Origin of the sequence: Burkholderia sp. Ac-20344 (assembly GCF_017104975.1) — a bacterium.
Lineage (GTDB): Bacteria > Pseudomonadota > Gammaproteobacteria > Burkholderiales > Burkholderiaceae > Burkholderia.
In genome coordinates, this window is record NZ_JAAGPP010000009.1 from 78560 (window position 1) to 98092 (window position 19533).

Annotated in this window: 16 protein-coding genes and 1 other RNA gene; 8 read left to right on the forward strand and 9 right to left on the reverse strand. The window is 66.1% G+C overall.

Annotation, left to right across the window (positions count from 1 at the left end):
* Window positions 1–2: 2 nt before the first annotated feature.
* The 5 genes from G3N64_RS04935 to gyrA form a co-directional block, all read right to left on the reverse strand.
* A complete protein-coding gene (locus tag G3N64_RS04935) occupies window positions 3–929 on the reverse strand; it encodes a prephenate dehydrogenase/arogenate dehydrogenase family protein (RefSeq protein WP_205782646.1) in 927 nt (308 codons plus the stop codon).
* Between the two features lie 185 nt (window positions 930–1114).
* Window positions 1115–2197 carry a prephenate dehydratase gene (gene pheA / locus G3N64_RS04940; RefSeq protein ID WP_034206715.1) on the reverse strand — a complete coding sequence of 361 codons (1083 nt, stop codon included), beginning with the start codon at window positions 2195–2197 and terminating at the stop codon, window positions 1115–1117.
* A gap of 33 nt (window positions 2198–2230) precedes the next feature.
* Window positions 2231–3313: a 3-phosphoserine/phosphohydroxythreonine transaminase gene (gene serC / locus G3N64_RS04945; protein ID WP_205782647.1), complete on the reverse strand. Its 1083-nt coding sequence runs from the start codon at window positions 3311–3313 to the stop codon at window positions 2231–2233.
* A gap of 155 nt (window positions 3314–3468) precedes the next feature.
* Window positions 3469–4068, reverse strand: a complete 600-nt coding sequence (locus G3N64_RS04950; protein WP_011351329.1) for a DUF2059 domain-containing protein — start codon at window positions 4066–4068, stop codon at window positions 3469–3471.
* Window positions 4069–4151: 83 nt separating this feature from the next.
* On the reverse strand, window positions 4152–6755 hold the full coding sequence (gyrA, locus tag G3N64_RS04955; protein ID WP_205782648.1) for a DNA gyrase subunit A: 2604 nt from the start codon (window positions 6753–6755) through the stop codon (window positions 4152–4154).
* Between the two features lie 541 nt (window positions 6756–7296).
* On the opposite strand from gyrA, the gene ompA reads away from it, so the two are divergent.
* The 4 genes from ompA (at window position 7297) to ssrA (ending at window position 9935) form a co-directional block, all read left to right on the forward strand.
* Window positions 7297–7965: an outer membrane protein OmpA gene (gene ompA / locus G3N64_RS04960; RefSeq protein ID WP_085039744.1), complete on the forward strand. Its 669-nt coding sequence runs from the start codon at window positions 7297–7299 to the stop codon at window positions 7963–7965.
* Between the two features lie 154 nt (window positions 7966–8119).
* A complete protein-coding gene (ubiG, locus tag G3N64_RS04965) occupies window positions 8120–8818 on the forward strand; it encodes a bifunctional 2-polyprenyl-6-hydroxyphenol methylase/3-demethylubiquinol 3-O-methyltransferase UbiG (RefSeq protein ID WP_205782649.1) in 699 nt (232 codons plus the stop codon).
* Between the two features lie 13 nt (window positions 8819–8831).
* Entirely contained in the window at window positions 8832–9548 is a 717-nt protein-coding gene (gene gph, locus G3N64_RS04970) for a phosphoglycolate phosphatase (RefSeq protein ID WP_205782650.1), read from the forward strand.
* Between the two features lie 17 nt (window positions 9549–9565).
* Window positions 9566–9935, forward strand: a transfer-messenger RNA (tmRNA) gene (gene ssrA / locus G3N64_RS04975).
* Window positions 9936–10212: 277 nt separating this feature from the next.
* Here the strand turns inward: ssrA and G3N64_RS04980 are convergent.
* The 3 genes from G3N64_RS04980 to G3N64_RS04990 form a co-directional block, all read right to left on the reverse strand.
* Window positions 10213–10566: a DUF4148 domain-containing protein gene (locus G3N64_RS04980; RefSeq protein ID WP_205782651.1), complete on the reverse strand. Its 354-nt coding sequence runs from the start codon at window positions 10564–10566 to the stop codon at window positions 10213–10215.
* Between the two features lie 369 nt (window positions 10567–10935).
* Entirely contained in the window at window positions 10936–11205 is a 270-nt protein-coding gene (locus tag G3N64_RS04985) for a hypothetical protein (protein ID WP_205782652.1), read from the reverse strand.
* 101 nt (window positions 11206–11306) lie between these two features.
* Complete coding sequence (locus G3N64_RS04990) at window positions 11307–12413, reverse strand: substrate-binding domain-containing protein (protein WP_205782653.1); 1107 nt, start codon at window positions 12411–12413, stop codon at window positions 11307–11309.
* A gap of 129 nt (window positions 12414–12542) precedes the next feature.
* Here G3N64_RS04990 and G3N64_RS04995 point away from each other — a divergent pair, with 129 nt between their 5' ends.
* Genes G3N64_RS04995 through G3N64_RS05010 form a run of 4 tightly spaced genes read left to right on the forward strand, consistent with a single transcriptional unit; the run spans window position 12543 to window position 17848 of the window.
* Entirely contained in the window at window positions 12543–13043 is a 501-nt protein-coding gene (locus G3N64_RS04995; protein WP_205782654.1) for an NAD(P)H-dependent oxidoreductase subunit E, read from the forward strand.
* Entirely contained in the window at window positions 13040–14617 is a 1578-nt protein-coding gene (locus tag G3N64_RS05000) for a formate dehydrogenase beta subunit (RefSeq protein ID WP_205782655.1), read from the forward strand. Before G3N64_RS04995 ends, G3N64_RS05000 begins: the two co-directional genes overlap by 4 nt.
* Before the next feature lie 17 nt (window positions 14618–14634).
* Window positions 14635–17589 (forward strand): formate dehydrogenase subunit alpha, encoded by a 2955-nt coding sequence (gene fdhF, locus G3N64_RS05005; protein ID WP_205782656.1) that lies wholly within the window; start codon window positions 14635–14637, stop codon window positions 17587–17589.
* Window positions 17590–17596: 7 nt separating this feature from the next.
* Window positions 17597–17848 carry a formate dehydrogenase subunit delta gene (locus G3N64_RS05010; protein ID WP_205782657.1) on the forward strand — a complete coding sequence of 84 codons (252 nt, stop codon included), beginning with the start codon at window positions 17597–17599 and terminating at the stop codon, window positions 17846–17848.
* An 8-nt stretch (window positions 17849–17856) separates the two neighbouring features.
* On the opposite strand, the gene G3N64_RS05015 is transcribed toward G3N64_RS05010, so the two are convergent.
* Window positions 17857–19500, reverse strand: a complete 1644-nt coding sequence (locus G3N64_RS05015) for an FAD-dependent monooxygenase (protein WP_205782658.1) — start codon at window positions 19498–19500, stop codon at window positions 17857–17859.
* Window positions 19501–19533 lie beyond the last annotated feature (33 nt).

Sequence of the window (19533 nt, forward strand, 5' to 3'; positions counted from 1 at the left end):
TGTTATTTCTTGACCGGTTCGGCAGCGGGCGTGCCGCCACGCTCCTGCCATGCCTTGCGCGCGGCGCGCGAGCGCGTGAACACCGCTTCGAGCGCCGCGCCGTCGCCGGCGTCGATCGCCGCACGCAGCCGCGTGAGCACGCGCGTGTAGCCGTCGAGTTCATCGAGCAGCGCCGCGCGGTTCGCGACACACACGTCGCGCCACATCTCCGGGCTCGACGCCGCGATGCGCGTGAAATCGCGGAAGCCGCCCGCCGCGTACGAGAATTTCAATTCAGCGTCGGCCTCGCCGAGGATCTGCTCGACGAGCGCAAACGACAACACATGCGGCAGATGGCTGATCGACGCAAATACGCGATCGTGCTGCTCCGTGCTCATCGTGCGCACGTCGGCACCGGTCGCGCGCCACATCGCATCGATCCGCGCGACGGATTCGGGTGCGCTCTCCGGCAGCGGACACAGCACGACGTTGCGGCCGACGTACAGATCCGGCAACGCGGCCTCGACGCCGCTCGACTCGCGACCGGCGATCGGATGCCCCGGCACGAACTGCGCGATACGTGCGCCGAGCACTTCGCGCGCAGTCGCGACCACATCGGACTTGGTGCTGCCCGCATCGGTGACGATCGTCGCCGCTTCAAGCCACGGCGCGATGCGCGCGAGCAACGGGCCCGTCTGCGCGACGGGCGCGGCCAGCAGCACGAGATCGGCGCCTGCCAGCGCGTCGCGCAATTGCGCATCGTCGTCGAGCGCCGCCGCGCGGTCGATCACACCGAGCGCGAGCGCCCGCTCGACCGACGCACGCGAACGGCCCACGCCGACGATCTCGCCCGCGCCGCCCGGCGCGCGCTCGCGCAGCGCGCGGGCCAGCGATCCGCCGATCAGGCCGACGCCGAAGATGACCAGTTTGTTGAATGCAAAGCCTGACACGACAAGAGCCAAGTTACGCGCGCGGGACGACGCCCCGCACACGGAATTCCAGATTCCGGGCAACGGGCCCGCATCCGGCACAACCTGCGCCGAGTGCCACCCGAACCCGCCTTCGGCAGCGCCGACCGGCCTGCCCTGCCCGCCCAGCCGCAACGCCTGTCGAACAGGCGACGGGCCGCCGCGCCTCAGCGTGCGCGCGGATACGAACCGAGTATCTTCAGGAACGCGGCCTTCTGGCCGAGTTCCGCAAGCGCGGCCGCCACCGCCGCATCGTCCCGGTGCCCTTCGATGTCGATATAGAAGTAGTACTCCCACGTGCCGACGCGCGCCGGACGCGACTCGAAGCGCGTCATCGACACGCCGTGCCGCGCGAGCGGCTCGAGCAGCTTGAACACGGCGCCCGGCTCGTTCTTCACCGACACGATCAGCGACGTCTGGTCGTGACCGCTTTGCCCGGCCGGCTGCTTGCCGACGATCACGAAGCGCGTGCGGTTGTGCGGATCGTCCTGGATCAGCGAGAACGCGATCTGCAAGCCGTAGTGTGCGGCCGCGCGGTCGCCCGCGATCGCCGCGACGGTCGGATCGGCCGCCGCGAGACGCGCGGCCTCGGCATTGCTCGCCACGGCCTGCCGCTCGAGCTGCGGCGCATTCGCCGCGAGCCATTGCTGGCATTGCGCAAGCGCCTGCGCATGCGCACAGACGCGCTTCACGCCGTCGAGCGTGCCGCTCTGCGTCAGCAGGTTGTGATGGATCGGCAGCGCCAGTTCGCCGCTGATCACCAGTTGCGTCTGCAGCAGCAGGTCGAGCGTGCGCGACACGGCGCCTTCGGTCGAATTCTCGACCGGCGCGATGCCGAACGCGGACGCGCCGGCCTCGACCGAGCGGAACACCTCGTCGATCGACGGGCACGGCAGCCCTTCGATCGACTGGCCGAAATATTCAAGCATCGCCTGTTCGCTGTACGTGCCCACCGGCCCGAGGAACGCGACGTGGATCGTCTGCTCGAGGGCGCGGCTCGCGGCCATGATCTCGCGCCAGATGGCGCTGATGTGCTCGCTCGCGAGCGGCCCCGCGCTCATGTCCTGCAACCGCGCGATCACTTGCAGCTCGCGCTCCGGCCGGAACACCGGCGCATTGAAATGCTTCTTGACCTCGCCCACCTCCAGCGCCACCGCGGCGCGCTGGTTCAGGAGCGCGATCAGCTGCGCGTCGATCGCATCGATGCGATCGCGCAGCGGTTTCAGGCGGGAATTCAGTTCGTCGTCCATGCGTTTTGCCGTGCTGTTTGAACAGCGCCGCCGTCAGGCGCCGCGCTGCTCGAAGTCCTTCATGTACTCGACGAGCGCTTTCACGCCCTCGAGCGGCACCGCGTTGTAGATCGACGCCCGCATGCCGCCGACGGACTTGTGGCCCTTCAGCTGCAGCAGCCCGCGCGCCTTTGCGCCGGCAAGGAAGTCTTCGTTGCGCGTTTCGTCGGCCAGGAAAAACGGCACGTTCATTCGCGAACGTGCTGCCGGGTCGACCTTGTTCAGATAGAAACTGCTCGCATCGATCGTGTCGTAGAGCAGCTTTGCCTTTTCGATATTGCGGGCTTCGATCGCTTCGAGACCGCCCTGCCGCTTCAGCCACTGGAACACCAGGCCCGCGATGTAGATCGCGTAGGTGGGCGGCGTGTTGTACAGCGAGTTGTTCGCGGCGATGGTCTTCCATTCGAACGCGGACGGGCAGATCGACAGCGCGCGGTCGAGCAGATCCTCGCGCACGATCACGAGCGTCACGCCGGCCATCCCGATGTTCTTCTGCGCGCCACCGAACAGCACGCCGTATTTCGCGACGTCCATCGGACGCGACAGGATGTGCGACGAGACATCCGCGACCAGCGGCACGTCGCCGAGATCGGGAATCTCGAACGTCTCGACGCCGTCGATCGTCTCGTTGGTGCACAGATGCACGTAGGCCGGATCGTCCGACAGTTGCCATTCGGCGCGCGCGGGCGCCCGCGTGAAGCCGTCTTCCGTCTTGCCGGTTGCAGCAAGATGCGGCGTGCCGTATTTCTTCGCTTCGCTGAACGATTTCTGCGACCACGAGCCCGTCACGACGAAATCGGCCGTCTTGCGCGACCCGAGCAGGTTCATCGGTACGATCGCGTTTTCCGCGATACCGCCGCCCTGCAGGAACAGGATCCGGTGACTGGCGGGCACGCCGAGCAGGTCGCGCAGGTCGGTCAGCGCGGCCTCGTGGATCGACATGAATTCCTTGCCGCGATGGCTCATCTCCATCACGCTCATGCCGCTGCCGTGCCAGTCGAGCATTTCGTCGGCAGCTTGCCGCAGCACTTCCTCGGGCATCGCCGCAGGGCCGGCGGAGAAATTAAAGACGCGCATCGTGAAAACCTCGGAGGGACGCGACCGGCTCGCCGCCGGCAGAACGCGCCAGAAAAGAAATGGCCGCTTGCGCTCACGCGCAAACGGCCATTATCGCACTGTCGTCAGGCTCCCGCCAAACCCGGCCGAACGGCCGGGAGCGTGCCCGGACGGCTTTACTTGCCCGGCTTGACTGCTGCGACTTCCTTGTCAGCCTGCGTGCGCGTTGCCTGGATAGCTTGCGGCATGTACTTCTGCATCAGGCCGTTGACCACGTCGCGACCGACCTGATCCTGAACCTGGATGAACTTGCGGCCCGTCGGGCTCTTGTAGAACGTCGTCAGATCCTTGATCTCCGACGTGCTGTAGTACTTCGCGTATGCGTCGTACTGAGCCGACATCGCATCGTTCTGGAACTGTTGCGTGCCAAACACCTTGCCTGCGCCATCGACCAGCTTCGGCACTGCATTCTTCTGCAGCGTCGGAACGGCAGCCTGCTTCTGCTTGTCGTTCAGCGTCTTGTTTTCCGACAGCGCGTCCGACAGGATCGCCGGAACGAGTTGCTTCGCCTGCATTTCGGCGCTGTTGCCGATTGCCGACACGAGCTTCGGCGCGTCGATCGCGTCGAGCAGATCCTTGATCGCTGCCTTCTTGTCGGCGTCGATCGGCGCAGCTGCCGCCGGAGCAGCCGGTGCGGAATTCGACAGCGCTTGCGCCATCGCGAACGTCGGCACCAGTGCAGCCAGCAGAACCAGTTGCTTGAATTGCTTTTGCATCATCACTCCCTTTTGGAAATATGAATGGTTGCTCGCCGGCCGCGGCGCTTCGCGCCCGCGGCGGCCAGAGTCTCATCCGTTCTTCAGGCTTCGCCGTCCGACGCCTCGTCGGCTTCGCCATCACCCTCCTCGGCCTCCGCAATCTGCTGCAGGCCAGAGAGCTTGGTACCCTCATCGAGACTGATGAGTGTAACACCTTGCGTGGCACGCCCCATCTCGCGAATCTCCGAGACACGGGTGCGAATCAGCACGCCGGCCGTCGTGATCAGCATGATCTGATCTTCGGCGTCGACGAGCGTTGCGGCCACGACCTTGCCGTTGCGCTCGGACGTCTGGATCGCGATCATACCCTTCGTGCCGCGGCCATGACGCGTGTACTCGGTGATCGGCGTGCGCTTGCCGTAGCCGTTCTCGGTCGCGGTGAGCACCGTCTGCTCCTCGCTGCCGGCGACCAGCAGCGCGATGACCTGCTGCCCGTCCTCGAGCTGCATGCCGCGCACGCCGCGCGCCTCGCGCCCCATCGGACGCACGTCGTTCTCGTCGAAGCGCACGGCCTTGCCGGCGTCGGAGAACAGCATCACGTCGTGCGCGCCGTCAGTGATCGACGCACCGATCAGGTAGTCGCCGTCGTCGAGGCCGACCGCGATGATGCCCTTCTTCATCGGACGGCTGAATGCCTCGAGCGGCGTCTTCTTCACGGTACCGAGCGACGTCGCCATGAAGATGAACTTGTCGGCCGAGAATTCCTTCACCGGCAGCACGACGTTGATCTTCTCGCCTTCCTGCAGCGGGAACATGTTGACGATCGGGCGGCCGCGCGAGTTGCGCGAGCCCTGCGGCACTTCATAGACCTTGACCCAGTACACGCGGCCGCGGTTCGAGAAGCACAGGATGTAGTCGTGCGTGTTCGCGATGAACAGGGTCTCGATCCAGTCGTCTTCCTTCATCTGCGTCGCCTGCTTGCCGCGACCGCCGCGCTTCTGCGCACGGTACTCGGACAGCGGCTGCGACTTCACGTAACCCGCATGCGACATCGTGACGACCATGTCCTGCGGCGTGATCAGATCCTCGGTGTTCAGCTCGGTCGCGTTCAACTCGATCTTCGAGCGGCGCGCGTCGCCGAATTCGGCCTTCACCGAAACCAGCTCCTCGCCGATCATCGTCGTGATCCGCTCGGGGCGCGCGAGGATGTCCAGCAGGTCGGCGATCTGCGCCATCACTTCGCGGTACTCGCCGATGATCTTGTCCTGCTCGAGGCCGGTCAGGCGCTGCAGACGCATCTGCAGGATTTCCTGGGCCTGCGTGTCGGACAGGCGGTACAGCCCGTCGCTCTGCATGCCGAACGCCGGGTTCAGGCCTTCCGGGCGGTACGCGGAGCGGCCGCCGGCCGCTGCGTTCTCGCTCTCGGCGCGCGTGAGCATCTCGCGCACGAGCGACGAATCCCACGGCTTCGCCATCAACTCCGCCTTCGCGATCGGCGGCGTCGGCGCGGCCTTGATGATCGCGATGAACTCATCGATGTTCGCGAGCGCGACCGCGAGACCTTCGAGCACGTGGCCGCGTTCGCGGGCCTTGCGCAGTTCGTAGATCGTGCGGCGCGTCAGCACTTCGCGTCGATGCGACAGGAAGCACTGCAGGATTTCCTTCAGGTTCAGCAGCTTCGGCTGGCCGTCGACGAGCGCGACCATGTTCATGCCGAACGTATCCTGGAGCTGCGTCGCCTTGTACAGGTTGTTCAGCACCACTTCCGGCACTTCACCGCGCTTGAGCTCGATCACGACACGCATGCCGCTCTTGTCGGACTCGTCGCGGATGTCGGAGATGCCTTCGAGCTTCTTCTCGTTGACGAGCTCGGCGATCCGCTCGAGCAGCGAGCGCTTGTTCACCTGGTACGGCAGCTCGTCGACGATGATCGCCATCCGCTGGCCGCGGTCGATCTCCTCGAAGTGCGTCGCCGCGCGCATCACGACGCGCCCGCGCCCGGTGCGATAGCCGTCGCGCACGCCGGCGACGCCGTAGATGATGCCGGCCGTCGGGAAATCCGGCGCCGGGATGATCTCGATCAGCTCGTCGATCGTCGCTTCCGGGTTGCCCAGCAGGTGCTGGCACGCGTCGACGACTTCGTTCAGGTTGTGGGGCGGGATGTTGGTCGCCATGCCGACCGCAATACCCGACGAACCGTTGATCAGCAGGTTCGGGATGCGCGACGGCAGGACCGACGGCTGCATTTCGTTGCCGTCGTAGTTCGGCTCGAAATCGACCGTTTCCTTGTCGATGTCGGCGAGCAGCTCGTGACCGATCTTCGCCATGCGAATTTCGGTGTAACGCATCGCCGCGGCATTGTCGCCATCGATCGAGCCGAAGTTGCCCTGCCCGTCGATCAGCATGTAGCGCAGCGAGAAGTCCTGCGCCATCCGCACGATCGTGTCGTAGACCGCGGTGTCGCCGTGAGGGTGGTACTTACCGATCACGTCGCCGACGATACGCGCCGACTTCTTGTACGCGCGGTTCCAGTCGTTATTCAGTTCGTGCATCGCGAACAACACGCGCCGGTGCACGGGTTTCAGGCCATCGCGGACATCCGGGAGGGCACGTCCGACGATCACGCTCATCGCGTAATCGAGATACGAACGGCGCATTTCCTCCTCTAGGGAGGTGGGCAGGGTCTCTTTGGCGAATTGATCCATGTATCCGTATCGTTTCGGAGCGAAGACGGCGAACGCCTTTCGCGTGGGCGCTGCATGCGCAACGCAACGCGAGATTCTAACATGCGCCCATCAGCCGCCAATTCGCCGCCCCCTCTATATATAAATAGCGAAAATTGCGGCGGCGCCAATCCGGCAGGAATCGCACACCAGAATCACATTCGACTCGGCGCCACTGGCAATCGCATCGCACTTGTTTCTCGCGCACGAGTAAACAACTGCGCTCGCCAACGCAATTTCGCCGCCCCGCTCTTGACAATCTCTAAAAGTTACGGCAGGCCGGTGTTGCGCATGCACCACAAAGTTGGAGCGATCTTAGGGTGGGGAGGATTTTTTTTCGTAGGAAGGGAACGATATGGCAAAATGCCAACGCACTGAAAGTTAGACGCTGCTCGAAGTCTACACAGGAGCGGTGCCACGTTTTTTGTGCCGCACCAATGTTATACTTCGAGCAATGTATGACTTGTCACCGTCAACAGGCTCGCAGTAAACCTGCGGTAATCTCAATTTCGAGAGGAGAAATATGAATAAACTTTCAAAGCTCGCGTTCATTGCAGCTACCGCAGTTATGGCTGCATCCGCTTCGGCACAGTCGGTGCCGGCGTCGCGTCAAGCCGTCAATGACAACTGGGTGAACGGCACGGGCGAATGGGTGTGGATGAACGGTACGAACGAGCTCTGCTGGCGCGATGCGTTCTGGACGCCGGCCACCGCCAACGCGAAGTGCGATGGCGCACTGGTCGCCCAGGCACCGCAGCCGCCGGTCGCTCCGGTCGCTCCGGCTATCTCGAGCCAGAAGATCACGTATCAAGCTGACGCACTGTTCGACTTCGACAAGGCAACGCTCAAGCCGCTGGGCAAGCAAAAGCTGGACGAACTGGCTTCGAAGATCCAAGGCATGAACACGGAAGTGGTCGTCGCAACGGGCTACACGGACCGCATCGGTTCGGACAAGTACAACGACCGTCTGTCGCTGCGCCGTGCGCAAGCCGTGAAGTCGTACCTGGTCAGCAAGGGTGTGCCGGCCAACAAGATCTACACGGAAGGCAAGGGCAAGCGCAACCCGGTTACGACTGGCTGCAACCAGAAGAACCGCAAGCAACTCATCGCCTGCCTCGCACCGGACCGCCGCGTGGAAGTCGAAGTGGTTGGTACGCAAGAAGTCCAGAAGACGACCGTTCCGGCAAACTAAGCCGCGGTTTTCGACTGCTTCAAAGCCCCGCTCCGGCGGGGCTTTTTCTTTGACGCTTGCCCAGGCGCTCGCCGCTTCGCCGCTCGTCCGCTTCTTATATACTCGGGGCTGACGAACCGCAGCACCGCCCTCCTCCCGAAGCCCGTTTGCCGACATGACCAACGCCGATCCGCACGAACTCCAGAAATTCAGCGACCTCGCCCATCGGTGGTGGGATCCGAATGCCGAATTCAAGCCGCTGCACGACCTGAACCCGGTCCGGCTCGGCTGGATCGATGCGCATGCGCACCTCGCCGGCAAGCGCGCACTCGACATCGGCTGCGGTGGCGGCATCCTGTCCGAATCGATGGCCGGACTCGGCGCACAGGTGAAAGGCATCGACCTGTCGACCGAAGCACTCGGCGTCGCCGACCTGCACAGCCTCGAAAGCGGCATCTCGGTCGACTACGAGGCCATCGCCGCCGAAGCGATCGCCGCACGCGAACCGGGCACCTACGATGTCGTCACCTGCATGGAGATGCTCGAGCACGTGCCGTCGCCCGGCGATGTCGTCGCCGCGTGCGCAACGCTCGTGAAGCCGGGCGGCTGGGTGTTCTTCTCGACGCTGAACCGCAACCTGAAGGCCTACCTGTTCGCCGTGATCGGCGCGGAGTACATCGCGCAAATGCTGCCGAAGGGCACGCACGACTACGCTCGCTTCATCCGCCCGTCCGAACTGGCCAGCTTCGTGCGGGCGACGGATCTGCACATCGTGGAGATCAAGGGCATCACGTATCACCCGATCGGCAAGCGCTTCGCGCTGTCGAACGACGCCGACATCAACTACCTCGTCGCGTGCCGCCGCGGCGCGTGACCTTCCAACCGGCATGACGACTCCCCTCTCGACCGCGCGAGTTGCACTCGACGAACCGCGCCTGCTGCACTGCGATGCCGTGCTGTTCGACCTGGACGGCACGCTCGCCGACACGGCCCCCGATCTCGCGGCTGCCGTCAACAAGATGCAACGCGTGCGCGACCTGCCCGAAACACCGCTCGACGTGCTGCGGCCGCTGGCCTCGGCCGGCGCACGCGGCCTGCTCGGCGGCGCGTTCGGCATCGATCCGCACACGCCCGGCTACGAAGCGATGCGCGACGAGTTCCTGGCCAACTACGCGACGGATCTGTGCGTGCATACGACACTGTTCCCCGGCATCGGCGACGTGCTCGACGAACTCGACGCGCGCGGCGTGCGCTGGGGCATCGTCACGAACAAGGCGATGCGGCTCACGGCGCCGCTCGTCGATCTGCTCGGCCTCGCGCCGCGTGCCGCCTGCGTCGTCGGGGGCGACACAACGCCGCACTCGAAGCCGCACCCGGCCCCGCTGCTGCATGCGGCCGACCAGTTGACGCTCGCGCCGGCGCGCATCGTTTATGTGGGCGACGACCTGCGCGACATTCAGGCCGGCAGCGCGGCCGGCATGGCGACGGTCGCGGCCGCGTACGGCTACTGCGGCGACGGCGCGGCGCCGGCTGACTGGCAAGCGCAGCATCTCGTCGACACGACGCAGCAACTGCGCGAACTGCTGCGCGATGTTGGGCTATAATGTTTGATCTTATCCGCGGGGGCGACCTGGTTTCGACAGGGGTTGTGAAGCGGCTAGGGCATGTCGAGGACCCGTCACCTCGTTAATCAATGGGAAAATCGTAACTGCAAACGACGATACGTTCGCACTGGCAGCCTAACGGCCGCCGTCCTCTGCCTAGTTCACTGACGGGCTAGTGTCGCAAGACCGGTAGCAATACCGCCAGAGGTCATTTACGTCAGTTAAGCCCTGTCGGCGTCGCGACGCCAGGGTCGAAAACCTAGCGAATCGCCGTAGTGCAGCGTGTTCGTCCGCGTCGCTGCGGTTAAATCAAATGACTGAACTAAACATGTAGAACTAGTCGTGGAGCGCTTCTGGACGCGGGTTCGATTCCCGCCGCCTCCACCAAATTCCGCGCTCGCCGCACGAGAACCCCGCATGACGCAAGTCTGCGGGGTTTTTTGTTGCCGGCGAAACGCATGCGCCCCTCTCCTTCCGAAAAAGCGCCCAGCCACGGGTGGGCCGGGCGGAATGCCACCGGTATTCCGGCGACAGGAGGTGACGGATGTCCTGCCCACGCCCGCGCAATCGTCGATCGCGGCGGGCAGCGGCCGGCCCGGGTGCCGCAGTGCCGGGCGCGACGCGTCGTCGCATTGGCATTCGCGCACACCGGGCGATACGCGACTTAGCTGCCGCGATACAGCGACTTCATTTCTTCAGCGGTCGCCGGACGCACGCCCATTGCACGCGAACCCGATGCCGACGCGCCCTGTGCCTGCGCGCCGTAACCGCTGGCGTCAACGCCTTGCGCTTGCGCCAGCGCGCTGCGCTGCTGCTCTGCAACACGCGCCGTCGCGGCCTGGATCGCTTCCGGGTAATGCGGATCCTCGCCGCGAGCGGAGTTGTAACCTGCCTGCTGCAGCTGGAGCAGTTCGGCGCGAACCTGCGCGCGGGTGATCGTCGAACCCGACTGGGCAAACGAGACGACCGGGACAACGAGAGCGGCAGCAACGACAACAGCTTGAACGAGCGACTTCATGATGACCTACCTCCAGATTTGTCTGTGTTCGCGGTGAACATTTTGTTCATCGCTGACAACCCGAAGTTTATGTAGGCGGATGCTTAAGAATAAGGCAGGTTTCTGGAAGACATCCTTCCTGATTTACGGGTTAACCCTAGATCACCCGCCAGGCCGGCGATACGCATACACCGGCACCGAATCGCATGAAGATTCGCCGGAAAGCAAAAGCCCCGCGAAGCGGCAACGCTTCGCGGGGCTCGGACAGCATCGGAATCGAACGGGACTCCGGCAGTCGCCGGTCAGCCGGCCAAGTCGGCGCGCGAGCGCAACGCCCGCCAGTCGAACCGGCCCCGCATGACCCTCGTGCGGGCGCGCCCGTCCGCCTGGTTACTGGCTATCCATCGGACACTTCAGGTTGCAGCCGTTCGGATCGCCCATGTCGCCCTTGCGGCGCAATGCCGACTTCTTGCCGTTCTGGTATTTCTGCGACGGCGTCGACGCCGCGAACGGCATCTGCGGATGCTCGTTCAGGCGAAACTGTTCGCTCAGGATACCGCCGGGCACCCCGGGGGAATTCTGTGCGAGCGCAAACGGCGAAACAGCGGCCAGCAGCCCCGCGGTCAACGCTGCCGCGGCGAGAGGAACGGAAAATTTCATGGCGGGATGACGCTTGAACGGCGTGCTTGTTGGAACGTTGATCAAGCGGCAAGCGTAGCGCAAATCCCCCGCTGCTGCAGCGCGGTTCGATCATGCCCGCGTTACCGGGAATTGCCGCCGGGCACGCTCGCACCGTCGCCGCCGGCCAGCCCCGTCGCGATGCCCGTCAGCGTCCCGCATGCGGCCGGATCGTAGCCGTCGAGATGCGCGACGCGCTCGACGAAGCGCGCATCGCGCAGCAGCGCCAGTACGCCGGCAAGTGGCCGGGCGTCGAGCCGCTCGCGTTCGCATGCGAAGTAATAGTCTTCGTCGACGACCGGGATGAAATCGAGCCCGAAATGACGGGCGGCCGGCTCGACGCCGAAGCCGAGATCGGCCATCCCGCTCGCAACGAACGCCGCGATCGCCGAATGCGTGAGCTCGGCTGACGCGTAGCCGTCGATGCGCTCGGGATCGATGCCGATCGCGCGCAACGCGAGATCCAGCAGCATCCGCGTGCCCGACCCCGGCTGGCGATTGACGAAGCGGATGTCATTGCGCGCGAGATCCGCGAGCCCGCGAACCTGCTTCGGGTTGCCGCGCGGAACGAACAGCCCCTGCTGGCGCCGTGTCAGGTGGATCAGCACATGGCGCGTATCGTCGAGCCACGGCCGGTAGATCTGTGCGCACTGCGCGCGAAACGCGCCGCGCGGCAGATGGAAGCCGGCCAGGTCGCACTCGCCGCGGGCGAGCGCCTGCACGGCCTCGACGCTCTCGCGATACTTGATGTCGACGGCCGCCTGCGCATCGACGAGCGCGGAGACGAGCGTCGCGACCGCGTAGCCGTGCGACGCGTGAATGCGCACGGCGCCGTCGCGCTGCGCGAGCCGCCGGTTCAGGTCGCTCGCCACTTCGGCCGCCAGCGCGCGCAGGTTCCCGTCGAGCCGGCTACGCGCGAGGCGTTGCGCATCGACGACCGCCTGCCCGAGTGCCGACAGCGTCGAGCCCTTGCCGCGCGCGGTTTCGATCAGTTCCCCGCCGATGCACGCCTCCAGCGCGCGCAGCATGCCCCACGCATGCCGGTAGGACAGCCCTTTCGCGTGCGCGGCCTGCGCAATGCTGCCCGTGTCGGCCACGAGTTCCAGCAAGGGCGCGACATCCGACAGGCTGGCCGCGCGGCCTTTCGTGTCGCGTACGGTCAGATACGCGTCGCATTCGATTCGAATCAATTATGCACTCCGATTTCCTATTGCGACGGCCAAATCTTCCGCTTATCGTTGTTTAAAATCAATCAGATCGAAGTCGCGATGCGCACTATATGAATCTCGAGCGCATATGAGACTTTGGAGGAGCACAAGATGTCCCCGAATTCCCAAGCGCCCGACGCGCTCGTCGAGCGCCATGCACGCGCCGGCCGGTCGCTCGTGGCGATCCTGCACGCGATCCAGGACGACGCGGGTTACGTGCCGCCGGGCTGCGTCGCGCCGCTCGCCAGGGCACTCAACCTGTCGCGCGCGGAAGTGCACGGCGTACTGACTTACTACCATCACTTCCGCACCGCGCCGCCCGCCCGCGTGACGATCCAGATGTGCCGCGCCGAAGCGTGCCGCAGCATGGGCTGCGAGGCGCTGGCCGCGCACGCGGAAGCCCGCACCGGCTGCCGGTTCGACGCGGCGCACCGCGATGTCGCGGATGTGCACGCGCCCGGTGACGTCGCGCTCGAATCGGTCTACTGCCTCGGACTGTGCGCACAGTCGCCGTCGCTGACGGTCAACGGCGTGCTGCATGCCAAGGTCACACCGGAGAAATTCGACGCGCTGCTTGCCGACGCGGTCGCCCACACCCCGGAGGCCGCATGACGACCCGCATCTACGTCCCGCGCGATTCGTCCGCGCTGGCACTCGGTGCCGACGCGCTCGCCGCCGCGATCGCGGCGGAAGCCGAGCGGCGCGGCGTCGCGATCGAACTGGTCCGCAACGGTTCGCGCGGGCTGCTGTGGCTCGAGCCGCTCGTCGAGGTCGGCACGGCCGCCGGCCGCGTCGGCTATGCGAACTTGTCGGCCGCCGACGTGCCCGCCCTGTTCGACGCCAACTGGCTCGAAGGCGGCACGCATCCGAGCGGTGTCGGCCTCGTCGACGCACTGCCCTATCTCGCGCGCCAGCAACGCCTCACGTTCGCACGCATCGGCCTGACCGATCCGCTGTCGATCGACGACTACCTGCAATACGAAGGCCTCGCCGGCCTGAAGAACGTGCTCGCGCTCGATGGCGATGCGGCGTGCGAAACGCTGATCGAATCGGGGCTGCGCGGCCGCGGTGGCGCGGCCTTCCCGGCCGGCATCAAGTGGCGCACGGTCCGGCAGGCGAGCGCCGCGCAGAAATACATCGTCTGCAATGCAGACGAAGGCGATTCGGGCACGTTCTCCGACCGCCTGATCATGGAATGCGATCCGTACTGCCTGATCGAAGGGATGATCATCGCGGGCGTCGCGACCGGCGCGACAGTCGGCTACATCTACGTGCGCAGCGAATACCCGCACGCGATCGCGATGCTCGAAGCCGCGATCGTCCGCGCACGCGAAGCCGGCTGGCTCGGCGAACGCGTGCTCGGCTCCCCGCATGCGTTCGAGCTGCACGTCGCGAAAGGCGCGGGTTCGTACGTGTGCGGCGAGGAAACGGCGCTGCTCGAATCGCTCGAGGGCAAGCGCGGCGTCGTGCGTGCGAAACCGCCGCTGCCCGCACTCGCCGGCCTTCACGGCCAGCCGACCGTCATCAACAACGTGATCACGCTCGCGACGGCGCCCGTGATCTTCGCGCGCGGCGCCGCGTTCTATCGCGACTACGGAATGGGCCGCTCGCGCGGCACGCTGCCGTTCCAGCTCGCGGGCAACATCCGTTACGGCGGCCTCGTCGAGCTCGCGTTCGGCGTCACGCTGCGCGAGCTGCTGTTCGACTTCGGCGGCGGCACGGCAAGCGGCCGGCCCGCACGCGCCGCACAGGTGGGCGGGCCGCTCGGCACCTACCTGCCCGACCACCAGTGGGACGTGCCGCTCGACTACGAAGCGTATACGGCGATCGGCGCGGTGGTCGGCCACGGCGGCATCGTGCTCCACGACGACACGTCGAACCTCGCCGATCTGGCCGAATACGCGATGAAGTTCTGTGCGATCGAGTCGTGCGGCAAGTGCACGCCGTGCCGGATCGGTTCGACGCGCGGCGTCGAAACGATCGCGCGCATCCGCCACGGCGATACGTCGGAACGGCAGGTGACACTGCTGCGCGACCTGTGCGACACGATGCTGGCCGGTTCGCTGTGCGCAATGGGCGGGATGACACCCTACCCGGTGCTGTCCGCGCTCGACCATTTCCCCGAAGATTTCGGGCTCGCCGCAGGCAAAAATGCCGCGTCGGGTCCGGTCAAGGCTGCGGCCTGACCCAGAAGGAGCCCTGCATGTCCCTCGACACGAACAACGTCCGCCAAGGCGGCTGCGGCTCGGGCCAATGCGCGTGCAAGAGCGCCGCTCAGGCGCATGCCCGCGACCCGTTCGACGATACCGACTACGGCACGCCGCAACGGTATGCCGATACCGACGTCACGCTCGAAATCGACGGCCAGCCGGTCACGGTGCCGGCCGGCACGTCGGTGATGCGTGCGGCGATCGAAGCCGGCGTCAACGTCCCGAAGCTCTGTGCGACCGATTCGCTCGAACCGTTCGGCTCGTGCCGGCTGTGCCTCGTCGAGATCGAGGGCCGGCGCGGTTATCCGGCCTCGTGCACGACGCCTGCCGAAGCGGGCATGAAGGTGCGCACGCAGTCGGACCGGCTGCAGTCGCTGCGTCGCAACGTGATGGAACTGTACATCTCCGACCATCCGCTCGACTGCCTCACCTGCCCCGCCAACGGCGACTGCGAGCTGCAGGACATGGCGGGCGTCGTCGGGCTGCGCGAAGTGCGTTACGGCAACGACTGCGCAAATCATCTGCGCGACAAAAAGGACGAGTCGAATCCGTACTTCACGTACGACCCGTCGAAGTGCATCGTCTGCAACCGCTGCGTGCGCGCCTGCGAGGAAACGCAGGGCACGTTCGCGCTGACGATCGCCGCACGCGGTTTCGAGTCGCGCGTCGCCGCGGGCGAAAGCGAATCGTTCATGGCATCGGAATGCGTGTCGTGCGGCGCGTGCGTCGCCGCCTGCCCGACCGCCACGCTGCAGGAAAAATCGGTCGTGCAGCTCGGGCAGGCCGAACACTCGGTCGTCACGACCTGCGCGTACTGCGGCGTCGGCTGCTCGTTCAAGGCCGAGATGAAGGGCACGCAGGTCGTGCGCATGACGCCGCACAAGAACGGCCTCGCGAACGAAGGCCACGCATGCGTGAAGGGACGCTTCGCCTGGGGCTATGCCACGCACAAGGACCGCATCACGAAGCCGATGATCCGCGAGAAGATCACCGACCCGTGGCGCGAAGTGAGCTGGGACGAAGCGCTCACGTACGCAGCAACGCAATTCCGCCAGCTGCAGCAGAAGTACGGCCGCGACTCGATCGGCGGCATCACGTCGTCGCGCTGCACGAACGAGGAAACCTACCTCGTGCAGAAGCTGGTGCGTGCCGCGTTCGGCAACAACAACGTCGACACCTGCGCACGCGTGTGCCACTCGCCGACCGGCTATGGCCTCAAGACGACGCTCGGCGAATCGGCCGGCACGCAGACGTTCGCGTCGGTCAGCCAGGCCGACGTGATCGTCGTGATGGGCGCGAACCCGACCGACGGCCACCCGGTGTTCGGCTCGCGGCTGAAGCGGCGCGTGCGCGAGGGTGCGAAGCTGATCGTGATCGACCCGCGCCGCATCGACGTCGTCGACGGCCCGCACGTGAAGGCCACGCACCACCTGCAGTTGCGCCCCGGCACCAACGTCGCGATCGTCAATGCGCTCGCGCATGTGATCGTCACCGAAGGGCTCGTCGCCGACGCGTTCGTCGCCGAGCGCTGCGAGACGCGTGCATTCGAGCAATGGCGCGACTTCGTATCGCGTGCCGACAACTCGCCCGAGGCGACCGCCGAAGTAACGGGCGTGCCGGCCGACCTGGTACGCGAAGCCGCGCGCCTCTATGCGACGGGCGGCAACGCCGCGATCTACTACGGGCTGGGCGTGACCGAACACGCACAGGGCTCGACGACCGTGATGGGCATCGCGAACCTCGCGATGGCGACCGGCAACATCGGCCGCGAAGGCGTCGGCGTCAATCCGCTGCGCGGCCAGAACAACGTGCAGGGCTCGTGCGACATGGGCTCGTTCCCGCACGAGCTGCCCGGCTACCGGCACATCAGCGACGAGATCGTGCGCACGCAGTTCGAAGCAGCATGGTCGGCGAAGCTGCAACCGGAACCGGGGCTGCGCATCCCGAACATGTTCGACGCGGCGCTCGACGGCAGCTTCAAGGGGCTTTACTGCCAGGGCGAGGACATCGTCCAGTCGGACCCGAATACGCAGCACGTCGCAGCCGCGCTGTCGGCAATGGAATGCATCGTCGTGCAGGACATCTTCCTGAACGAGACCGCGAAATACGCGCACGTGCTGCTGCCCGGCTCGTCGTTCCTCGAGAAGGACGGCACGTTCACGAACGCCGAACGCCGCATCTCGCGCGTGCGCAAGGTGATGCCGCCGCTCGCGGGCTACGCGGACTGGGAAGTCACGCTGATGCTGTCGCGCGCGCTCGGCTACGAGATGGACTACGCCCATCCGTCGGAAATCATGGACGAGATCGCGCGGCTCACGCCGACCTTCTCGGGTGTGTCGTACGCGAAGCTCGACGCGCTCGGCAGCATCCAGTGGCCGTGCAACGAGCACGCACCGGAAGGCACGCCGACGATGCATATCGACGCATTCGTACGCGGCAAGGGCCGGTTCGTGATCACGCAGTTCATTGCGTCGCCGGAGAAGGTCACGCAACGCTATCCGCTGATCCTGACGACGGGTCGCATCCTGTCGCAATACAACGTCGGCGCGCAGACACGCCGCACAGAAAACGTCCGCTGGCACGAAGAGGATCGCCTCGAGATCCATCCGCACGACGCCCAGGATCGCGGCATCCGCAGCGGTGACTGGGTGGGCATCGAATCGCGCGCGGGGCAGACGGTGCTGCGCGCGCTCGTGACCGAACGCATGCAGCCGGGCGTCGTGTATACGACGTTCCACTTCCCGGAATCGGGTGCGAACGTGATCACGACGGACAGCTCGGACTGGGCGACGAACTGCCCCGAGTACAAGGTGACGGCCGTGCAGGTACTGCCCGTTGCGCAGCCGTCCGACTGGCAGCAAGCCTACGCGCGCTTCAACGCGGAGCAGCTCGATCTGCTCGAGCGCCGCGCAGCGGCGGCTGCCACCACCGTGACGACAGGCAAGTGAGGAAGCGATGGACAACGGACACCTGATCGACATGGCCAATCAGATCGGCGCCTTCTTCGAATCGATGCCCGATCGCGACGAAGCACTGGCCGGCATCACCGACCATATCCGGCGCTTCTGGGAGCCGCGGATGCGCCGTGCGTTACTCGCGGCGCTCGACGATCCGTCGAGTGAAGCTGCGCAACGCGCGGCGCCGATCGTGCGCGACGCGATCGCCGTGCATCGTGCGTCGCTCGTGCCCGCCACGGCGAGCGCCTGACCGCGCGGCTACGCGGATCTCGACATGCCCGCGAACCAGTTTTCGCAGTGGCGCAGCAGCGCGTTCGCGTCGGTGGCCGTGCGCCCTCGCGCGGCCACATAACCGTCGGGCCGCAGCAGGTAGAACGACGGCCGCGAGCGGCCGTATTCCTGCGCAAGCCCGGCATCACCGCCTTCGGCATCGGTGACGCGCCAGACGCGCACCGCATCCGGCATGATCCGTTCGAGCCCCTGCACGAGCGCCTGCGCATCGGCCGGCATCGGCGGCACTGCGCCGGCGTCGGCATTTGCCGGCTCTTCCAGCAGCAGCAGCGTGAAGCTCGCCGGATCGTGCAGGTCGTATAGCCGCGCCGTTCCGGGCGCCTGACCGAGCGGCCCGTCGAGCACACGTACGTGCGCATCGGGTGCCCGCTCGCCTGCGCGCGGGCCGCCGTCGAGCACGCGCTCCAGCGTGAGCGGACTCTTCCGGTACTGCACGCCGAGTTCGCTGACCGTGCGCCGCACCGCGTCGCGCATCGGCCCGAACGACGCCAGCAGCGGTACGACATGATCGCGCAGCAGTTTCATCGCACCACGCTCGGCTTCGACGATCTGCGTGACGAAACCGGTCTGCCGCAACACGTCGCGCTCGATCGGATGGCGCTCGGCGTGATACGTGTCGAGCAGCCGCTCGGGCGTGCCCGCGCCGAGCACGCGCGCGAGCTTCCAGCCAAGATTGAACGCTTCCTGGATGCCGGTGTTCATGCCCTGCGCACCGGCCGGGCTGTGGACGTGCGCGGCGTCGCCCGCGAAGAACACGCGGCCGTGACGCAGCCGGTCGACCATCCGGCTGTGCAGGTGAAAATAGGACGACCACGCGAGGTCGCTCGGCGAGATCGACGCGCCGGCACGGGCACGCACGATCGCGTCGCATTCCGCGAGCGACGGGGTCGGCGCATCGGGCGACGCGTCGCTGCCCGGCGGCCGGTCGGCCACGAGCCGGTAACGGCCGCCTCCCATCGGAAACAGGCCGGCGATGCCTTCGGGCGTCGTGAACAGGTGGATCTCTTCGTCCGGCCAATCGGGTATCGCCGCGAAATCGGCAAGCAGGAAAGTCTGTTCGAACGCATGCCCGGTGAAACCCAGGCCGAGCAGATGCCTGACCGTACTGTGCGCGCCATCGGCAGCGATCAGGTACGACGGCGTGAACGATTCGTCGCGACCGTCGGCGCAGCGGATCGACACGTCGAGTGACGCGCCGCCCGCATCGCACGCGGTCAGTGTCGCGCCGCGCTCGACCGTCACGCCGAGCCCGGCCAGGTGCTCGGCGAGCAGCCGCTCGGTGACGGTCTGGTCGAGAAACAGCAGGTACGGATAGCGCGTTTGCAGCGGATCGAAATCGAGCCGCGCGATCACGCGGCCGTCGGCATGCAGCGCGGCCGCATGCGCACGATGGCCGAGCGCGAGAAACGGTTCGACCGCGCGATGCTGCTCCAGCAGTTCGAGCGTGCGCGCCTGGATGCCGATCGCGCGCGAATGCGGCGCGGGCGCAGCGAGCCGATCGATGATGCGCACCGGCACGCGGGCCCGCGCGAGGCTCATCGCCGCGGCAAGGCCGGTCGGCCCCGCGCCGACGATCAGCACGGGCGGGATATCGGGCAGTGTGTCAGCCATGAGAACCTCGATGACACGCGATCCTGCAAGTCT